Raw genomic sequence first — 17,212 nt, 5'->3', positions numbered from 1 at the left:
CCACCCCCGAGGGTGGCGGGCTCGTCCGCATCCGCCTGGGCATCAGCTACGACGGCACCGACTTCTCCGGCTGGGCCCGCCAGCCCGAGCGGCGCACGGTCTGCGGGGTCCTGGAGGACACCCTGGGCCTGGTGCTGCGCGCGCCCGCCCGGCTGACCGTGGCCGGGCGCACCGACGCCGGGGTGCACGCCAGCGGCCAGGTCGCCCACGTCGACCTGCCCGCCGGGCTCGACCTCGACCGGCTGGTCGACCGCCTGGCCAGGGCGCTGCCCGCGGACGTGCGGGTCACCAGCGCGCGGGTGGTGCCGCCGGAGTTCGACGCCCGGTTCGCCGCCCTGCGCAGGCACTACGCCTACCGCGTCTGCGACCGGCAGGTCAGCGCCGACCCGCTGCGCCGCAACCACGTGGTCACCTGGCCCCGGCCGCTGGACCTGGCGGCGCTGAACCAGGCGTCGGCGCTGCTGCTGGGCGAGCACGACTTCGTGGCCTTCTGCAAGCGCCGCGAGGGCGCCACCACCATCCGCGAGCTGCAACGCCTGGACTGGGAGCGGCTGGCCGACGGCACCCTGGTCGCGCACGTCTCCGCCGACGCCTTCTGCCACTCGATGGTGCGCAGCCTGGTCGGGGCCCTGCTGGCCGTGGGGGAGGGCCGCAAGCCCGTGGGGTGGCCGTCGACGATGCTGACCGCCACCGAGCGCCCCAGCGCCATCACCGTCGCCCCCGCGCACGGCCTGACCCTCGTCGGCGTGGACTACCCCGCCGACGCCGAGCTGGCGAGCCGCGCCGAGGTCACCCGCCGGGTCCGCACCCGCTAGCGGGAACCCGCCGGGCCCCGGCGCACTCGTACCGGGGTGGACAACCGACCCGCTGACCCCGCCTTCCGCCGCTTCCGCCGGGAGGGCCCGCGCCGCTACCGCGCCTTCGCCGCGGTCGGGCTCCTGTTCGCGGTCACCCTGGGCGCGACCATCTGGGGCTGGACCGACCAGAACGGCTTCGACGCCCGCAAGCAGCGCGCGACGGCGACGATCACCGCCACCCACCCCGGCCGCAACAGCAGCACGGCGGACGTCCGCTTCGAGGCGGGCGGGCGCACCTGGACGGCCAACCTGAGCCGCACGCGGGGCGCCGTGGGCAGCGCCATCGAGGTCTACTACGACCCCGAGGACCCCACGACGGCCACCCCGCTCGACGCGTCCCTGCACGGCAGGCTGCTGGTGTTCACGACCACCGGCGCGGGCTTCACCGGTCTCCTGCTGCTGGTCTTCGCGGTCCTGTCCGTCCACAACCGGCGGGTGGAGCGCGGTGAGTGGCTGCGCGGCACAGCGACCGCCCTCGGCCCCCACGGCCTGCGCGTCGACCTGCGGGACGGCACCCGGCTGGACGGCCTGCGGCTGCGCTTCCCGCTCCCCGCGGGCTTCACCAGGGGCGAGGTCGCGGTGCAGCGGGCCTGGGGCAAGCGCTGGCTCTACGTCCTCGACGCCCACCCCGACCGCATCCTCATGGCCGTCGAGGCAGGTCGCCCGCCGCGCTAGTCGCCGCGGCGGACCGGGCCCAGGATCTGCTGCTCCTTCGGGGTCGTCACCAGGCGCAGCGGCTTCCACAGGTTGCGGCCGAGGGCGACGATCTGGTCGTCGGCCAGGCTGGTCAGCTCCTGCACCATCCGCGGCGGCAGGTGCCAGATCCGGGCCGCCAGCTGCGCCTGGCCCACCGGCAGCCGCTGGAGCAGCACCAGGTCGGCGGCGTTGGCCGTGGCCCCGGCCTGCGGGTGCATGTAGGGCAGCACGTAGACGGTGGTCTGCCACGGGGTGCGCGGGGGGAACAGCTCCTGCGGGGTGGGGCCGCCGTCGTGCACCACCAGCAGGGGGCCGTCCTCCGACGGGCGCGGCAGCTCCACCGGGCTCAGCCGCCGGATCTGCACCAGGGGCGCGGGCTGGCCGTTGGGACCCTCGCCCGCGGCCTTCTGCAGCACCTGCCAGGCCGCCGGGCGGCCGGTGGCCACCACGACCCACGCGCCGACCGCCATCGCCCGCAGCGCCACCTGGCGGGCCAGGTAGAGCCCGCCCACCAGCACGATGCGGGTGGGCGCCGGGCGCAGCGCCGAGATGGTCAGCGGCTCGCCCTGCAGGCCGGAGCCGAGCACCATGCCGCCCCGGTCGCCCGAGGGGCTCACCGCGTCGAGCATGTCCGGGGAGACCAGGAACTCCGGCGCGATGCTGGCCGCGCTGCCCTGGGTGTCCAGGAGCCTGCTGGAACCGCTCATGCCCTGCCTCCCAGCGGCAGCGTCGCCGCCAGGCCTGCCACCTGCAGGCCGCGCAGCGGGGTCAAGGTGATGCCGATGCGGTCGGAGATCGCGGTCAGCCGGTCGTCGGCCAGCGCGAGCTCGTCGGGGGTGCGGGCGCTGACCCGGACCAGGCCGCGCAGGCCCACCTGGCCCTCGTCGGTGCCCGGCGAGATCGTCATGGCCACCGTCGCCGACAGCGCGCGCACCCCGGTGAGCGCGTTGAGGCTGGTCGCGACCTTGCCCTGGGGCCAGCCGGTGATCGCGTAGCTGGCGTGGCCGATGCCCGCCGCGGTCACCCCGGTCCACCGCTCGCGCAGGCCGACGCGGGTGTTCGAGCCCGCGACGCCGGTCAGCTCGGCCGCGGAGATGCCCGCGCGCAGCAGCTCGTCGGGGTCCAGCGGGCGGGTGCTGACCCCGCGCGACTCCAGCGCGTTGCGCACCCGCGAGAGCGCGCCGATCAGCGCCCGGTGCGCGCCGACGACGCCGCCGCCGCGCTCGCGCACGGCCGCCGGGCAGCGGGCCGGGTCCAGCCGGACCGCGACCCAGGTGGTGCGCCGGGCGGCGGCGGGCAGCGGGCCCAGCACCTCCAGGTAGGAGCCCAGCGCGGGGGAGTTCGCGGGCAGCGCGACGCTGCCGGGGTAGCAGTGCCAGATGACCTGGATGGCGTCGAGCACCACGCCCCGGTCCTCCAGGCACGGCGCCAGCGCGCCCAGCGGCAGGCTCGGCGTGGAGCCCACGGCGGAGACCAGCGCGGGCGCCGGGTCGACCAGCAGCACCGCGGTCCAGGTGCCCTCGTGCCAGGCCAGGCCCACCGGCTTGCGCTCGTGGTCCTGCCCGTGCGCGACCACCAGGTCCGGCACGGCCAGCCGCAGCAGCGCCACCCGCGCGTCGTCCGGGCCGGTCACCGAGGGCGCGCCGTCCTCGGCGAGCTGCTCCTCCATGGTCGCGGTGTCGGCGGGCCGGGTGGTGCGCGCGTGCGAGCGGAAGGTGTAGCGGGTGGTGAGCCCGATCCACTGGGTGAACCAGCGGCCGCGCCAGCGCAGCGCCGCCACGACCAGGGCCACCACGGCCACGCCGATCGCGACGTAGAGCAGGTCGAGGTCGATGGCCAGCAGCAGCAGGCCGATGGCGACGCCGACCTCCAGCACCACCAGGTTCGCCACCGGCAGCGAGCCCAGGCTCGCGCCGCGGGTGCGCCTGCGCGCGGCGACCCTGGCGCGGGGCGGCTCGGGTGCCGGGGGCGGGCCGGGGGGCCTGCCGGGACCGCCTGGGCCACCGGGTCCACCCGGACCGCCGGGTCCACCCGGTCCACCTGGCCCGCCGGGGCCGGGACCGCCGGGGCCACCGGGGCGGCCGGGTCCACCGGGCCCGCCGCCCGGTCCGCCGGGGCGCGGCGGCCCGGGGGGTCCTGGTGGCCTGCCCTGTCGTGGTGGCGTCGTCACGGACATCCGATCGGTCTCTTCCCCTCGACTGCGTGCTCGCCCGCCGCGGCGGACGGGTGGGTTTCCCGCGGCTTGGCCCAAGACCCGCCTGCGGCCGCACCCGTGCGGCTATCCTGCGGAACGGTACCGCGACGGGGAGAGCAGCAGGCCGAGAATGCCATCAACACCCACAACGAAGTCCCAAGTCCAGGCGTACCGCTTCGTGCTGCGCCGGATGCAGTCCGCGCTGGTCCGCAAGGACGCGGTGATGCTGCACGACCCCATGCGCACCCACTCGCGCGCCACCGTGGTCGGCATCTGCATCGCCGCCATCGCCTGCGTCGGCTTCCTCGTCTTCGGCCTGCTCAGCCCCTCGCCCACGGCCCCGGACAAGACCGGCATCGTCATCGGCAAGCCCTCCGGCGCCGTCTACGTCAAGTGGCAGGACCCGGTCAAGGGCGACGTGCTCATCCCGACCTTCAACCTGGCCTCCGCCCGGCTGCTGCTGCTGGCCCGCAGCACCTCCGGCGGCAACCAGCAGCAGGCCTCGAACACCGACGCCTCCGGCGCGGGCGAGGCCCAGCAGCCCGAGGTCGTGCCCGACGACAAGCTCGTCGACATCCCGCGCGAGCGGCTGACCGGCATCCAGGACGGCCCGCAGCTGCTGCCCGGTCCCGACCAGCGGATCAGCGCGAACTGGGCGGTCTGCGACGCCTACCAGATCGACCCCTCGCTCAAGGCGAGCGCGAACGAGGACAAGATCCAGACCACCGTCATCGGCGGGGTGGCCGACCTCGGCCCGGAGCTGGCGGAGAACGAGTCGCTGCTGGTCAAGGACACCCAGGACAACCGCACCTACCTGGTCTACCGCACGCCCGCCACGGCGAACCTGCCCAACGCCAGCACCGTGCGCGCGCTGGTGGACATGACCAACAGCGCCACCCGCTCGGCGCTGAACCTCAACACCCCGAACATCACCCGCAACATCACCCCGGGCCTGCTCAACGCGATCCCGGCGGTGGCCGACCTGCGCGCCCCGAACATCCCCGACTCCGGCCAGCAGGTCGGGCAGTTCACCGTCGGCCAGGTGGTGCAGGTCGAGCGCGCGGGCACCGGCGGCATCGACTACTACGTGGTGCTCAAGGGCGGCGTGCAGCAGATCAAGAAGACCACCGCCGACCTCATCCGGTTCACCCGCACCGCGGGCGGCGCGCGGATCGACTCGGTGTCCCCGGACGACCTGCCGCAGCCGGTGAACCCGCCCGCCTTCGACGACAAGTCCTTCCCCGCGGTGGTGCCCGAGGTGCTGACCCCGGTGAACTTCCCGGTCGCCTGCCTGGGCTGGGGCCTGGTCGGCAGCGGCCAGGACGCCGACCAGCAGACCAAGGTGCACGTCGGCAAGGCGCTGCCGATCGACCGCAAGAACCGCGACGGCAGCCCGGCGGTGGTGCCGATCAGCACCGCGGGCACCACCGGCACCCGGATCTCGTCGTTCTACATGCCCCCCGGCCGCGCCGCGGTCGTGCGCGGGTCGACGAACCGGGACAACTTCCAGACCGGCCCGATCTACCTGATCTCCGACCGCGGCGTGAAGTACGGGGTGCGCGACGCCCGCACGGCCGCCGCGCTGGGCCTCAACGACCAGCTGCCCGCGCCGGTCAGCATCGTGCAGCTGCTGCCGGACGGCGCGTCGCTCAACACGACCGACGTGCTCCAGACCTACGACACCGTGCCGGTGGAGTCCGGGCAGTTCCCGAGCACCGCGGGCGGTGGGAGCAACACCGTCACCGGGCAGGGTGGCGGGGGCTGATCGGGGCCGCCGCGCGGCGGCTGATCGGGGGTCCCGGGAACCACCGGCGGGCGGCTACCGTCACAGTCGGGGGACCGCCGGTGACGTCGAGCGAGGAGGTGCGCCCGTGGCCGAGTCCATCAGGGTCGACCCGACGTGGGTCGGGCAGTACGCCAAGAGCGTCGGGGACGCGTCGGAGGTGCTGGCGTCCTGCTCGACGACGCTCCAGCAGGCGCCGCTGACCGCCGAGTCGTTCGGCGCGCTGGGCAACCAGGTGCGGGTCACCGAGTCCTACCTGCGCGCGGCCGACGCGCTGCGCACGCAGCTGGCCAGGGGCGTCGAGGCGCTCAAGTCCGCCTCCGCCAGCCTGGGCCAGGTCGCCGAGAAGTACCAGACCTCCGACGACGACGGCGTCGTCTCCCTCAACCGCAGCGGCCAGGCCTGAACAGGGAGCCCCCATGCGCACGCGCGAACCCGGCTTCTCCGGTGACCTGGGCGGCTGGCAGCCCAGGCCCATCAGCGGTGTCCTCGACGACGACGTGGCCGCCCCCTCCGCGGTGATGTCCGGCGCGCCCGCGCCGACCGCGGGCGAGCCCGCGCTGGCCTCGGCCGCCCCGGGGCTGCCCTCGCCGTACCTGCCCGTCGGCGCCCCCAGCCCGCGGCCCAGCCAGGCCGAGGGCGGCCCGGACGGCCAGCAGATCCAGTCCGAGGTGTCGCAGTACCTGGACTTCCTCAGCCAGGTCTGCGCCGAGCTCGGCGTGCCGGACCCGGTGCAGGAGTACTTCGCCCCGGTCGTCGGCCGGTGGAGCGACCTGCACGCCGAGGCCGACCGCTGGCGCGCGGTGGGCGCGGTGGGCGAGCTCGTCGCGCAGAACCTCACCGAGCCGCTGGCCGGCCTCGACGCCGCCTGGCAGGGCGCCGACGCCGACTCCTTCATCGACTACGTCACCCGCGTCGGCCTCGCCGGGCACGACATGGCCGACGCCATGATCGCCATGGGCGAGGTGCTCGACCTCACCGCCGACGGCATCCGCAAGATCGTCACCGACATGGCCGACGTGCTGGTGGAGATGGCCGAGGTCACCTCCCAGGCCCTCTCCGGCGCGGTGTCGGGCGAGGAGCGCACCCGCCAGTACCTCGAGCAGATGAAGCACCCGACCCGCGAGCTGTTCGAGGCCACCCGCCAGGTCCTCGACGGCCTGGTCAAGCTGTGCGAGGGCATCGACGGGTCCCAGGTCTTCGACAAGATCACCATGGCCCACCAGTTCCCCACCGAGAACTGGTCCATGGCCCCCGACGTCCCCCCGGTCGACGTCGGCGCCCCCGGACCGGGGACCGTCAGCCCCGCTGCCGCCGCGGACCTCAGCGGACTCGGCGGCGGCGGTTCGGGCTTCGGCGGTGGTGGCGGTGGCTTCGGTGGCGGCGGCCTCGGCGGGGGTGCGGGCGGCGCTGCCGTGTCGGCCTCCCCGCTGAGCGGCGGTGCGGCCACCGGGATCGGTGAGGCCGCGCCGGGCAAGCCGGGCGGGATGCCCGTCGGGGGCGCCCCCGCGGGCGGGTCCGACGGCGGCGGTGGCCGCGGCGGCATGATGGGCGGCGGGATGCCGATGGGCGGCGGCATGGCCGGTGGCCAGGGCGGCGGCAACGAGCACAAGGCCAAGACGAAGGTGGCGGGCAACGCCGAGGACATCTTCGGCAAGCCCGCCAAGGCGAGCCCCGCGGTCATCGGCGACGACTGACGCCGCAGGCGGGGGCGGGGCCGCAGCCCCGCTCCCCCTCAGGGGACGGCGTCAGCTCGCCCGTTCCCTGGGCGGGTCTAGGCCGAGCCCCGGACCTCGCGCCTGCCCTTGTTCCGCCGCACCGTGTGCACGATGAACAGGGTCAGCAGCAGCAGGAGCACCCCGCCCGCCGAGCCGACGACGGCGACCTGCATGGGCAGCCAGTTGTGCACGACCGGGCCGGGCAGGTCCGCCTTCATGTCCAGGGCCGCGTCCGGCCGCACGCCGCGCTCGCTGGGGATGACGGCGGTGAGCGCGGCCATCGGGTTGATCATCCCGTAGCCGATGCGGTTGTCCCGGCCGCCGGGGGCGGCGGGGTGGATCGCGGTGGTCTTGATCCGCTCGGCGACCTGGGCGGCCTTGAGCTCCGGCTTCGCGGAGCGGATCAGCGCGGCCAGGCCCGCGACGTAGGGGGCGGCGAAGCTGGTGCCCTGGATGGGCTGGGGCTTGCCGTCGACGATCTGGAGGTTGACCAGGCCGGTGCGGGTGGTCGGGTCCAGCGAGATGATCCTGGTGCCGGGGGCGGCGACGGTGACCCAGGGGCCGGGGATGGAGAAGTCGGCGGGGTCGCCGTTGTCCTGGATCGCGGCCACCGAGATGACGTACTCGGAGAACCACGGCGGCAGGATGAGGTGGCTGGGCTGGGACGGGTCGCCGGTGTTGATGCCCTGGGTGCAGGCGGTGTCCGTGCCGTAGTTGCCGGCCGAGGCCACCAGCACGACGTCCTTCGTGTCGTGGGCGTAGCGCAGGGCGGCCTGCAGGTTCTTCTCCGAGGCCTGGATCGGCAGCTTCACGCCGTTGATGGCGACCTGCCTGCAGCTGTCGACCGACATGTTGATGACCTTCGCGCCCTGGTCGGCCGCCGCCACGATGGACTGCGCCAGGGTCTCCAGCGTGCCCGCCTTGTCCTCCTGCGGGTCCGGGTTGTCCGGGGTGATCCGCTTGCCCTTGTAGTTGGCGCTGGACTGGCGGATGGACAGGATCTCCGCGTCCGGGGCGATGCCGACGAAGCCGATGTCGCTGTTCTCCGGCGGGTGCGCGGCGATGATGCCCGCGACCTCGGTGCCGTGCCCGTCGCAGTCCTTGAGGCCGTTCTGCTCGTCGGTGCGCACGTAGTCGCCGCCGCCGCGCACGGTCAGGTAGTCGTGCGGCGCCACCCCGGTGTCGATCACCGCGACGGTCACGCCCGCGCCCCGGGAGAACTTGTGCAGGTCGTCGAACTGCATCTGGTTCTGGCCCCACGGCTTGTTCTTCAGGTCGAACGGCTGGCCCGCCGGGGCGATGCAGGGGGTCTTGAGCTCGTAGGCCGCGTCCGGCTGGTTGGTCGCCCTGGGCACCGGCCAGCCGGGCTCCAGCGGCGGCGGCACCGCCATCGCCTCCACCGGGGTCGGCTTGCCCGACGGGGCCGAGGTCGCGGGCGCCTGCTGCGCGGCGGCGGGCACCGCGGGCAGCGCCGCGGCGATGGCCGCGGCGCCGAGCAGCGCGCCGAGCCGCCTGCCGGTCCTGCGCCCGGTCACCCGAAGCTCACCTGCCGCAGGGTCGCGTACAGGTCCATCACGGCCAGCGCCAGCGGCAGCACGACCGCGATGAAGATGGCCTCGAACACCTCCACCGTGCGCCGCAGCGGCGGGGAGAAGCGCTGGTCGGGGAACACCACGCCGAGCACCATCGCGGCCGCGGCCAGCAGCACCAGCGCGCCGAAGACCCACAGCAGCCGCTCGAAGCCGTCGGCCTGCATCAGCCAGCCGACGAGGATGCCCGCGGCGCTGAGCATGCCGGTCGCCAGCAGCGCGACCGCCTGGCTGCCGTTGGCGTAGGTGCGCGCGCGCAGCAGCAGCACCAGGGTGGCCACCACGCCCAGGAGCACGCCCCAGACCTTCGGCGACCCGGCGCTGACGATCGCGCCCACCGCCGCGGCCACCCCGCAGCCGATGATCATGCCGGTCATGTACTCGTGCGCCAGGCCCGCCCGCCGCTCGATGGAGCGGTAGTCGGGGAAGCCGGTGTCCTCCTTGAGGTCCTCGGCCGAGCCCGGCACGTTCGGCAGCGGCAGCCTGGCCAGCTGGATGGTCAGCCGGGGCAGCACCGACAGCGCGGCCAGCGCGACGGCCACCGCGCCCGCGCCGATGCCCGGGGCCGGGTGGGCCACCAGGGTCGCCACGGTGAACGCGCCGACGCCCAGCAGCGCGGCCGTGCCCGCCGCGACGAAGGTGGTCACCCCGGCGCCGATGAGCATGATCGAGGCCGAGGCCACGATGAGCACCAGCGCGCAGGCCAGCAGCAGGCTGGCCCGGCCCGGCTCGCCGGGGACGATGTAGAGCCCGGAGACGAACGCCATCGGCAGCCCGCCCGCGGCCGCGACCAGCACCCCGGTCGTCGGGGCCTGGTAGCCCTTGGCCAGCACCGCGCCCAAGGCCACGAACACCACCGCCGCCGCGCCCGCGGTCACCGCGGGGGCGAGGTTGCCCGCCACGCCGCCGACCGGGCCCGCCAGCAGCACCGCCACCGCGCCGAGCAGCAGCGCCAGCGCGCCCGCGATGTGCCCGATGCGGTGGGCGGTCTCCTTCGTCCACGGCCGGAAGCTGTCCGGGGCGGACTCGGCGATGGCGTCCACGACGTCGTCGTACAGCGGCGGCGGCGGGTTCTCCGAGCGCTTGCGCAGCTGGAGCATGTCGCCGTCGACCACGCCCAGCGAGCCCAGCGTGCGGCTGGGGTCCAGCGGCGCGTCACCGAGCTTGGCCAGGCACCAGCCGCCGTGCCGCGCGCCACCGTCGGTGGTCGTCTCCTTGGCCATCTCCAGCAGCATCGGCAGCAGGTCAGCCACCGAGACGTCTGCAGGCAGCGCGACGTCGATGCGCGTCCTCGGCGCGACCACGGTCACCCGGCTGAACACGGTCGTCCCGGTTGCCACTCGCCAGTCCCCTCGGGTTGTCCACAGGGTCGCCGGACGCCAACCGGTCCGGCGGGGATCGGTCCTAGTATGGCCGCACCGGGATCGGCTGGTGCGGCGGTTCCGGGAAAGTCGTCGAGCACGGGCACGCCGGGGTCCCGCCCCCGGTGCGGGCGCGTTCGCCGGGAGGTCGCTGGGCACGGGGGTGGGCGCATGGCAGGACGCAGCGGGTACCGCGCGGTGGCGGTGCTGTCCGTCCTGGGCTCGGTCGCCCTCGGCGCGTACCTGGTGGTGGTGGCGCACGGGCACCCGGCCGCCGCGTTGCCCGCGGTCGCCTTCCTGGTCGGGGTGCTCGTGCTGGTGCTCTCCGGCAGCGGGCACGTGCTGCCGGACCGGGTCGCGCTCGGCCTGGTGCTGGTGTCCGCGTCGGTCGCGGTCACCGCGGAGCTGTTCTTCCTCGGCGGGCGCACCCTGCGGCCGCTGCTGGCGGTGGTGCTCATGCTGCTGGCCACCGCGGTGCTGCTGGTCGGCTCGGCGGTGCGCCCCGGCGGGTCGCCGGTGCTGGCCGCCGCGCTGCCGCCGGTGGCCGCGGTGGCGGCGGGCGCGGTGGCGCCGTGGCGGTTGGTCGCCACCGGCGGCGAGCCCGGCGCGCTCGTCCACGGCAGCCTGCTGCTCATCGCGGTCGCGGTGTTCCTGGCGGGCAGGCGCGCCGAGGGCCCTGGCCGCTTCGCCGTCGGCGCGCTGGTGTGCGCGGTGGCGGTGGCCGTCGTGTACTTCCTCGCGGTGTCCGGCGGCGGCGTGGTGCCCGTCGCGCTGGGCGCGGTCGTGGTGGTGGCCCTCATCGGGTCGCTGCCCGCGGCCAACTCCACCGAACCGACCGGGTCCGACCGCCCGGTTCGGTAGCTTCTCAGCCAGGACTGGCCCGACCGGCCCGGCTGGCCAGCCCCCGCAGTTCTCGACTCGAAGAAGGTGTCCACCCGGTGAGCACGCTGCAGTTCAAGCGGTCGCCCCGCCTGGCCGCGCCCCGGCAGCCCGGGGGCGAGGTCCACCTGGAGCCGCCGCCCGAGGTGCCCAGGGTCATCCCGGGCAACATCATGCTCAAGATGCTGCCCGCGGTCATGATCGTGGCCTCGGTCGGGATGATGGTCTTCATGTTCGTGGTGGGGGGCCGCAACCCGAGCTCCCTGCTCTTCGGCGGCATGTTCCTGATGTCGACGGTCGGCATGATGGCCGGGGGCATGGGCGGTCGGGGCGGCGGCCAGAAGAAGGCCGAGATGAACGAGGACCGCAAGGACTACCTGCGCTACCTCGGCCAGATGCGCGACCGCGCCCGCGAGGCCTCGCTGGAGCAGCGCGCGTCGCTGGAGTGGACCCACCCCGACCCGCAGGCGCTGTGGTCGATCGCCACCAGCCGCCGGATGTGGGAGCGCCGCCAGGCCGACCCGGACTTCTGCCACCTGCGCGCGGGCCGGGGCTCGCAGCGGCTGGCCACCCGGCTCGTCCCGCCGCAGACCGGCCCGGTCGACGAGCTGGAGCCGATCGCCACCCTGGCGCTGCGCCGGTTCGTGCGCGCGCACTCGATCGTGCCCGAGCTGCCCATCCAGGTCGCCGTGCGCGGCTTCGCCGCGGTGGGCATCGCGGGCGACAAGGACCGCGCCCGCGCCCTGGCCCGCGCGCTCATCGCCCAGCTGGTCACCTTCCACACCCCCGACGACGTGCTGGTCGCCGTGGTCACCTCGGGCAAGGCCAAGGCGGAGTGGGAGTGGGCCAAGTGGCTGCCGCACACCCAGCACCCCACCCTGCTCGACGGCATCGGCCAGCTGCGCATGATGGCCAGCTCGCTGGCCCAGGTCGAGGAGTGGCTCGACGACGAGCTGCGCGACCGGCAGCGGTTCACCCGCAACGCCCCGCCGCAGCCCGACCAGCCGCACGTGGTGATCGTCGTCGACGACGGCGAGGTCACCCGCGAGGAGCAGGTCATCCTGGAGGAGGGCCTGGTCGGGGTCACCCTGGTGGACCTGTCGGAGTGCCTGGGCAACCTCACCGCCCGCCGCGGCCTGCGGCTGGTCGTCGAGGGCGACCGGCTCGGCGCGCGCAGCGCCTCCGGCGTGGAGTGGTTCGCCTCCCCCGACCGGCTCTCGGTGGCCGAGGCCGAGGCGCTGGCCCGCAAGCTCTCGCCCTACCGGCTGGGCGCGGCGGCCGCGGACTCCGGCGACGAGGAGCCGCTGCTGTCCAACCCGACGCTGCTGGAGCTGCTGGGCATCCCCGGCGACCCGATGACCTTCGACGTGGCCCAGGCCTGGCGCCCGCGCCCGGTGCGCGACCGCTACCGGGTGCCCTTCGGCGTCGGCGAGTTCGGCCAGCCGGTCGAGCTCGACATCAAGGAAGCGGCGATGGAGGGCATGGGCCCGCACGGGCTGTGCATCGGCGCGACCGGGTCCGGCAAGTCGGAGTTCCTGCGCACCCTGGTGCTGGGCATGCTGGCCACGCACTCCTCGACCACGCTGAACTTCATCCTGGTCGACTTCAAGGGTGGCGCGACCTTCCTCGGCCTCGACAGCGCCCCGCACGTCGCCGCCGTCATCACCAACCTGCAGGGCGACCTGACCCTGGTCGACCGCATGAAGGACGCGCTGGCCGGGGAGATGAACCGGCGCCAGGAGGCGCTGAAGAACGGCGGCAACTTCAAGAACGTGTGGGAGTACGAGAAGGCCCGCGAGAACGGCGCCGACCTCGACCCGCTGCCCGCGCTGTTCATCGTCGTCGACGAGTTCTCCGAGCTGCTCAGCGCCAAGCCGGACTTCATCGACCTGTTCGTCGCCATCGGCCGCCTGGGCCGGTCGCTGCAGATGCACATGCTGCTCGCCTCGCAGCGGCTGGAGGAGGGCAAGCTGCGCGGCCTGGACTCGCACCTGTCCTACCGCATCGGCCTCAAGACCTTCTCCGCCGCGGAGTCCCGCGCGGCCATCGGCGTGCCGGACGCCTTCGAGCTGCCGTCCATCCCGGGCTCGGGGTACCTCAAGTTCGACACCTCGACGATGCACCGGTTCAAGGCCGCCTACGTCTCCGGCGCCTACCGGCCCGCGGGCATGCAGGCCGCGGGGCCCTCTGCCCCGGTGACCGGCGACCGCCGGGCGAAGCTGTTCGTCCCGGACTACGTCGAGGTCCCCGTGGAGCCGGAGGTGCCCGCCGCCGCCCCGGTGGTGGAGGAGAAGAAGCCGGACACGCCCACCGAGGCCTCCGAGCTCGACGTCATCGTGCAGCGGCTGGTGGGCCAGGGCCCGCCCGCGCACGAGGTGTGGCTGCCGCCGCTGAACGAGCCCAACTCGCTGGACACCCTGTTCCCCCCGCTCCAGCCCACCGAGGACCGGGGCCTGTCGCCGGTCGGGTACTACCACAACGGGCGGCTGGTGGTGCCGCTGGGCATCATCGACAAGCCCTACGAGCAGCGCCGCGACCTGCTGATGGCCGACTTCTCCGGCGCAGCGGGCCACGCGGCCATCGCGGGCGGCCCGCAGTCGGGCAAGTCGATGCTGCTGCGCACGCTGATCATGTCGATGGCGCTCACGCACACCCCCGAGGAGGTGCAGTTCTACTGCCTCGACCTCGGTGGCGGCACGCTCGCCTCGCTGGAGAACCTGCCGCACGTCGGCGGGGTGGCTGGCAGGCTCGACCCGGACAAGGCCCGCCGCATGGTCGCCGAGGTGACCAGCCTGGTGACCGACCGCGAGCAGCGCTTCCGCGACCTGGGCATCGACTCGATGGCCGACTACCGCAACCGCAAGCGCGCGGGGCAGCTGCGCGACGACCCGTTCGGCGACGTGTTCCTGCTCGTCGACGGCTGGCTGAACTTCCGCCAGGAGTTCGAGGCGCTGGAGATGCAGGTCGTCAACCTGGCCGCGCAGGGCCTGTCGTTCGGCATCCACGTGGTCGTGGCGGCGAACCGGTGGGCGGAGATCCGGCCCGCGCTCAAGGACCTGCTGGGCACCCGGTTCGAGCTGCGCCTGGGTGACCCCAGCGAGTCCGACGTGGACCGCCGCGTCGCGGTCAACGTCCCCGCGGGCCGCCCCGGCCGCGGCCTGTCCCGCGACAAGCTGCACTTCCTGGTGGGCCTGCCGCGCATCGACGGCTCGTCCAACGACCAGGACGTCGCCGCGGGCGTGCAGGACGCGGTGGCCAGGATCAACCAGGGCTGGCGCGGCAGGCACGCGCCGAAGGTCCGCCTGCTGCCCGAGCTGATGGCCTACGAGGACCTGCTGGCCCAGGACACCCGCAAGGACACCCGGCTGGTGCCGATCGGCGTGGACGAGAACGAGCTGGCCCCGGTCTACCTGGACTTCGACGCCGACCCGCACTTCTTCGCCTTCGCCGACGGCGAGTCCGGCAAGACGAACCTGCTGCGCACGGTGGTCCGCGGCATCATGACCCGCTACACCCCCAAGGAAGCGGTCATCATCCTGGTCGACTACCGCCGCACCATGCTCGGCTTCGTCGACACCGACCACCTGCTGGGCTACGCGGTCTCGTCCAACCAGCTCGGCGACATGGTCAAGGACGTCAAGGGCTCCATGCTCAAGCGCCTCCCCGGCCCCGACGTCACCCAGGAGCAGCTCAAGAACCGCTCCTGGTGGAAGGGCCCCGAGCTCTTCCTCATCGTCGACGACTACGACCTCGTCGCCACCCAGGGCAACAACCCCCTGGCCCCCCTCGCCGAGTTCCTCCCCCAGGCCAAGGACGTCGGCCTGCACGTCGTCGCCGTCCGCCGCACCGGCGGCGCCGCCCGCGCGATGTTCGACCCCGTCCTGGGCAAGCTCCGCGAAATCGCCTCCCCCGGCATGGTCGGCTCCGGCAACAAGGACGAGGGCGCCCTCCTCGGCACCGTCAAGCCCAGCGCCCTGCCCCCCGGCCGCGGCACCCTCGTCAGCCGCAAGGTCGGCCAGGCCCTCATGCAGATCGCCTGGATCAACCCCGAATAAGCACCACCGAGGACGGGGAGGGGTCGGCTGCCCAGCAGCCACCCCTCCCCGTCCCCCATTTCGGCCTTTCCCACAAGGCGACCACCCACCCAAACGGGCCCACCACCCAAGTCCCCCGGCGCGGCAGCACCCAGCACCCCCCGTCCGCACGAGTCGCGGCGCCGCGCATCCGTCGTAGGGTGGCTGGCAGGCACCGAGGGGGAGGCGGGTCGTGGCTCTGCGCGTTGCGGTGGACTTCGGCACCTCCAGCACCTGCGTGGCGGTGGCGGTGGGGGGCCGGGAGCCGCAGGTCGTGGTGGTGGACGGGCAGCCGCTGCTGAGCTCGGCCGTCTACGCCGGGCAGGACGGCACGCTGTTCGTGGGGCAGGAGGCCGAGCGGCAGGCGGCGCTGGACCCGTCCCGGTTCGAGCCGCACCCGAAGCGGCGGGTGGACGAGCCGGAGCTGCTGCTGGGCGACACCGTGGTGCCGGTGCGCGCGGCCTTCCACGCGGTGCTGGCCAGGGCGGTGGGGGAGGCGCGGCGGGTGGCCGGGGGCGCGCCGGTGGACCAGCTGGTGCTCACCCACCCCGCCGACTGGGGGGTGCGCCGGACCCAGGTGCTGCGCTCGGCCGCCGCCGGGTTGGCCGACCGGGTGGTGCTGGTGCCGGAGCCGGTGGCCGCGGCGGTGTTCCACGCGGCGACCTCCCCCGGGCCGCCGGAGCGGGCGATCGCGGTGCTCGACCTCGGCGGCGGGACGGTCGACGTGGGCGTGGTGCGGTCCCGGCCGCCCGCGCACGCGGTGCTCGCGACCCGGGGCGACCCGTCGTTCGGCGGGGCGGACGTCGACCAGCTGCTGCTGGAGCACATCGGCGCGCACGCCGGGCACCCGCGGGCCTGGCGCGACCTGGTGGAGGGCCGCGACCTGGCCGAGCGGCGGCGCAGGCGGGTGCTGCGCCAGGACGTGCGCGGGGCCAAGGAGACGCTGTCGCGGCACACCTACGCCGACGTCCCGCTGCCCGCGCCGTTCCCCGACGCGCACGTCACCCGCGACGACCTGGAGCGGCTGATCGACGAGCCGGTCAGCCGGGCCGCGGGCATGGTCGCCGCGGCGGTCGCCGACGCGGGCCTGGCACCGGCGGAGCTGGCGGCGGTGTTCCTGGTCGGCGGCTCCAGCCGCATCCCCCTGGTCGCCCGGCGGGTGGCCGACCGCACCGGGGTCGTCCCGGTGACCCTCGACCAGCCTGAGACCGTCGTCGCCCGCGGTGCCCTGCGCGCGGTCCCCGCGGGTCCTGAGCGCCCCGCGCCCGCGGTCGCCCGTGCCCCGCAGGGCACCACCCGGGGCGCCCCGGCCGCCGCCCAGCACCCCGCGGGCCGCCCCTCGCCCCCAGCGGGCCCGGCCGCCCAGGGCAGGCCCCTGGGCGACCCCTGGCCCGGCGCCGCCCCCGCGCGGCAGGCGGGCCCCGGCGACCCGTGGTCCGGCGCCGGCGCCCCGCCCCCGGGCGGGCGGTTCCCGACCCCGCCCGCCGGGGCCCCGGCGCGGTCCGGGCGCAAGCGGGTCGGGGTGCTCGTCGGGATCGGCGCCGCGGTGCTGGCCGCGGCGGTCGCCGTGGGGGTCGTCGTGCTGCTCGGGCGCCAGGACCAGCCGCCCGCCGACCCCGGGCGGGTGATCGCGCAGTACGAGTACCGGTTCTCCCTGCCCGACGGGTGGACCCAGACCGGCGGCGACGCGCAGCTGCTGCGGACCGAGATCAAGCCCGCCGACGCCACCGACGGCGCCGACCTGGTGCTGGTGCAGGAGCGGCGGCTCAGCTTCGACAGCAGCGCCGACCGGGGCCGGGCGGTGCAGAAGCTGCGCGCGGACTACGAGTCCGGCGGGGACAGCTTCTCGGGGTTCACCGAGCCCGCGACCTACGCGGGCCGCGACGTTGTGCGCTATCGCGAACGCCTGGACGACCGAGGCGCTACCGTCGACTGGTACGTCCTGTTCCAGGGCACCTCGCAGGTCAGCGTCGGCTGCCAGCACACCGACGGGGGCGCGGACCGGGTCGGGCGGGCGTGCGAGGCGGTCGTGCGGTCGATGGTGGTCACCGGGTAGGAGGAG

12 protein-coding genes are annotated in these 17,212 nt (G+C 74.8%); 8 read left to right on the top strand and 4 right to left on the bottom strand.

The features are described 5' to 3' along the window. The first annotated feature begins 29 nt into the window (after positions 1–29). Both truA and BJP25_RS24180 read left to right on the top strand, forming a co-directional pair. Positions 30–815 (top strand): tRNA pseudouridine(38-40) synthase TruA, encoded by a 786-nt coding sequence (truA, locus tag BJP25_RS24185; protein ID WP_075977284.1) that lies wholly within the window; start codon positions 30–32, stop codon positions 813–815. A gap of 36 nt (positions 816–851) precedes the next feature. Further along, on the top strand, positions 852–1,532 hold the full coding sequence (locus BJP25_RS24180) for a DUF3592 domain-containing protein (protein WP_075977283.1): 681 nt from the start codon (positions 852–854) through the stop codon (positions 1,530–1,532). Here the strand turns inward: BJP25_RS24180 and BJP25_RS24175 are convergent. After that, the gene (locus BJP25_RS24175) at positions 1,529–2,260 is read right to left on the bottom strand and encodes a hypothetical protein (RefSeq protein WP_075977282.1); all 732 of its coding nucleotides are present in this window, start codon (positions 2,258–2,260) and stop codon (positions 1,529–1,531) included. The two genes, BJP25_RS24180 and BJP25_RS24175, sit on opposite strands and share 4 nt — an antisense overlap. Beyond that, complete coding sequence (eccE, locus tag BJP25_RS24170; protein WP_075977281.1) at positions 2,257–3,444, bottom strand: type VII secretion protein EccE; 1,188 nt, start codon at positions 3,442–3,444, stop codon at positions 2,257–2,259. Before eccE ends, BJP25_RS24175 begins: the two co-directional genes overlap by 4 nt. Before the next feature lie 433 nt (positions 3,445–3,877). On the opposite strand from eccE, the gene eccB reads away from it, so the two are divergent. From eccB to BJP25_RS24155, 3 genes are all read left to right on the top strand, one after another. After that, on the top strand, positions 3,878–5,512 hold the full coding sequence (gene eccB / locus BJP25_RS24165; protein ID WP_075977280.1) for a type VII secretion protein EccB: 1,635 nt from the start codon (positions 3,878–3,880) through the stop codon (positions 5,510–5,512). A 106-nt stretch (positions 5,513–5,618) separates the two neighbouring features. Continuing rightward, positions 5,619–5,936 carry a type VII secretion target gene (locus BJP25_RS24160; protein ID WP_075977279.1) on the top strand — a complete coding sequence of 106 codons (318 nt, stop codon included), beginning with the start codon at positions 5,619–5,621 and terminating at the stop codon, positions 5,934–5,936. Positions 5,937–5,949: 13 nt separating this feature from the next. Beyond that, complete coding sequence (locus BJP25_RS24155) at positions 5,950–7,227, top strand: WXG100 family type VII secretion target (protein WP_084794445.1); 1,278 nt, start codon at positions 5,950–5,952, stop codon at positions 7,225–7,227. A gap of 77 nt (positions 7,228–7,304) precedes the next feature. On the opposite strand, the gene mycP is transcribed toward BJP25_RS24155, so the two are convergent. Then, positions 7,305–8,783 (bottom strand): type VII secretion-associated serine protease mycosin, encoded by a 1,479-nt coding sequence (gene mycP / locus BJP25_RS24150; RefSeq protein ID WP_075977278.1) that lies wholly within the window; start codon positions 8,781–8,783, stop codon positions 7,305–7,307. Next, on the bottom strand, positions 8,780–10,177 hold the full coding sequence (gene eccD / locus BJP25_RS24145; RefSeq protein WP_075977277.1) for a type VII secretion integral membrane protein EccD: 1,398 nt from the start codon (positions 10,175–10,177) through the stop codon (positions 8,780–8,782). The genes mycP and eccD overlap by 4 nt, the downstream gene beginning before the upstream one ends. Positions 10,178–10,369: 192 nt before the next feature. Between eccD and BJP25_RS24140 the strand changes: the two genes are divergently transcribed. The 3 genes from BJP25_RS24140 to BJP25_RS24130 all read left to right on the top strand — a co-directional run bounded on the left by BJP25_RS24140 (position 10,370) and on the right by BJP25_RS24130 (position 17,206). Beyond that, positions 10,370–11,059 (top strand): hypothetical protein, encoded by a 690-nt coding sequence (locus BJP25_RS24140; RefSeq protein ID WP_143219278.1) that lies wholly within the window; start codon positions 10,370–10,372, stop codon positions 11,057–11,059. A gap of 77 nt (positions 11,060–11,136) precedes the next feature. Continuing rightward, positions 11,137–15,132, top strand: coding sequence for a type VII secretion protein EccCa (gene eccCa, locus BJP25_RS24135; protein WP_075977275.1), 3,996 nt, complete (start codon positions 11,137–11,139; stop codon positions 15,130–15,132). Positions 15,133–15,343: 211 nt separating this feature from the next. Further along, entirely contained in the window at positions 15,344–17,206 is a 1,863-nt protein-coding gene (locus BJP25_RS24130) for a type VII secretion-associated protein (RefSeq protein WP_075977274.1), read from the top strand. The last annotated feature ends 6 nt before the right edge of the window (positions 17,207–17,212 follow it).

This window comes from Actinokineospora bangkokensis (genome assembly GCF_001940455.1).
Lineage (GTDB): Bacteria > Actinomycetota > Actinomycetes > Mycobacteriales > Pseudonocardiaceae > Actinokineospora > Actinokineospora bangkokensis.
This window is presented reverse-complemented; position numbering and strand designations above follow the sequence as displayed.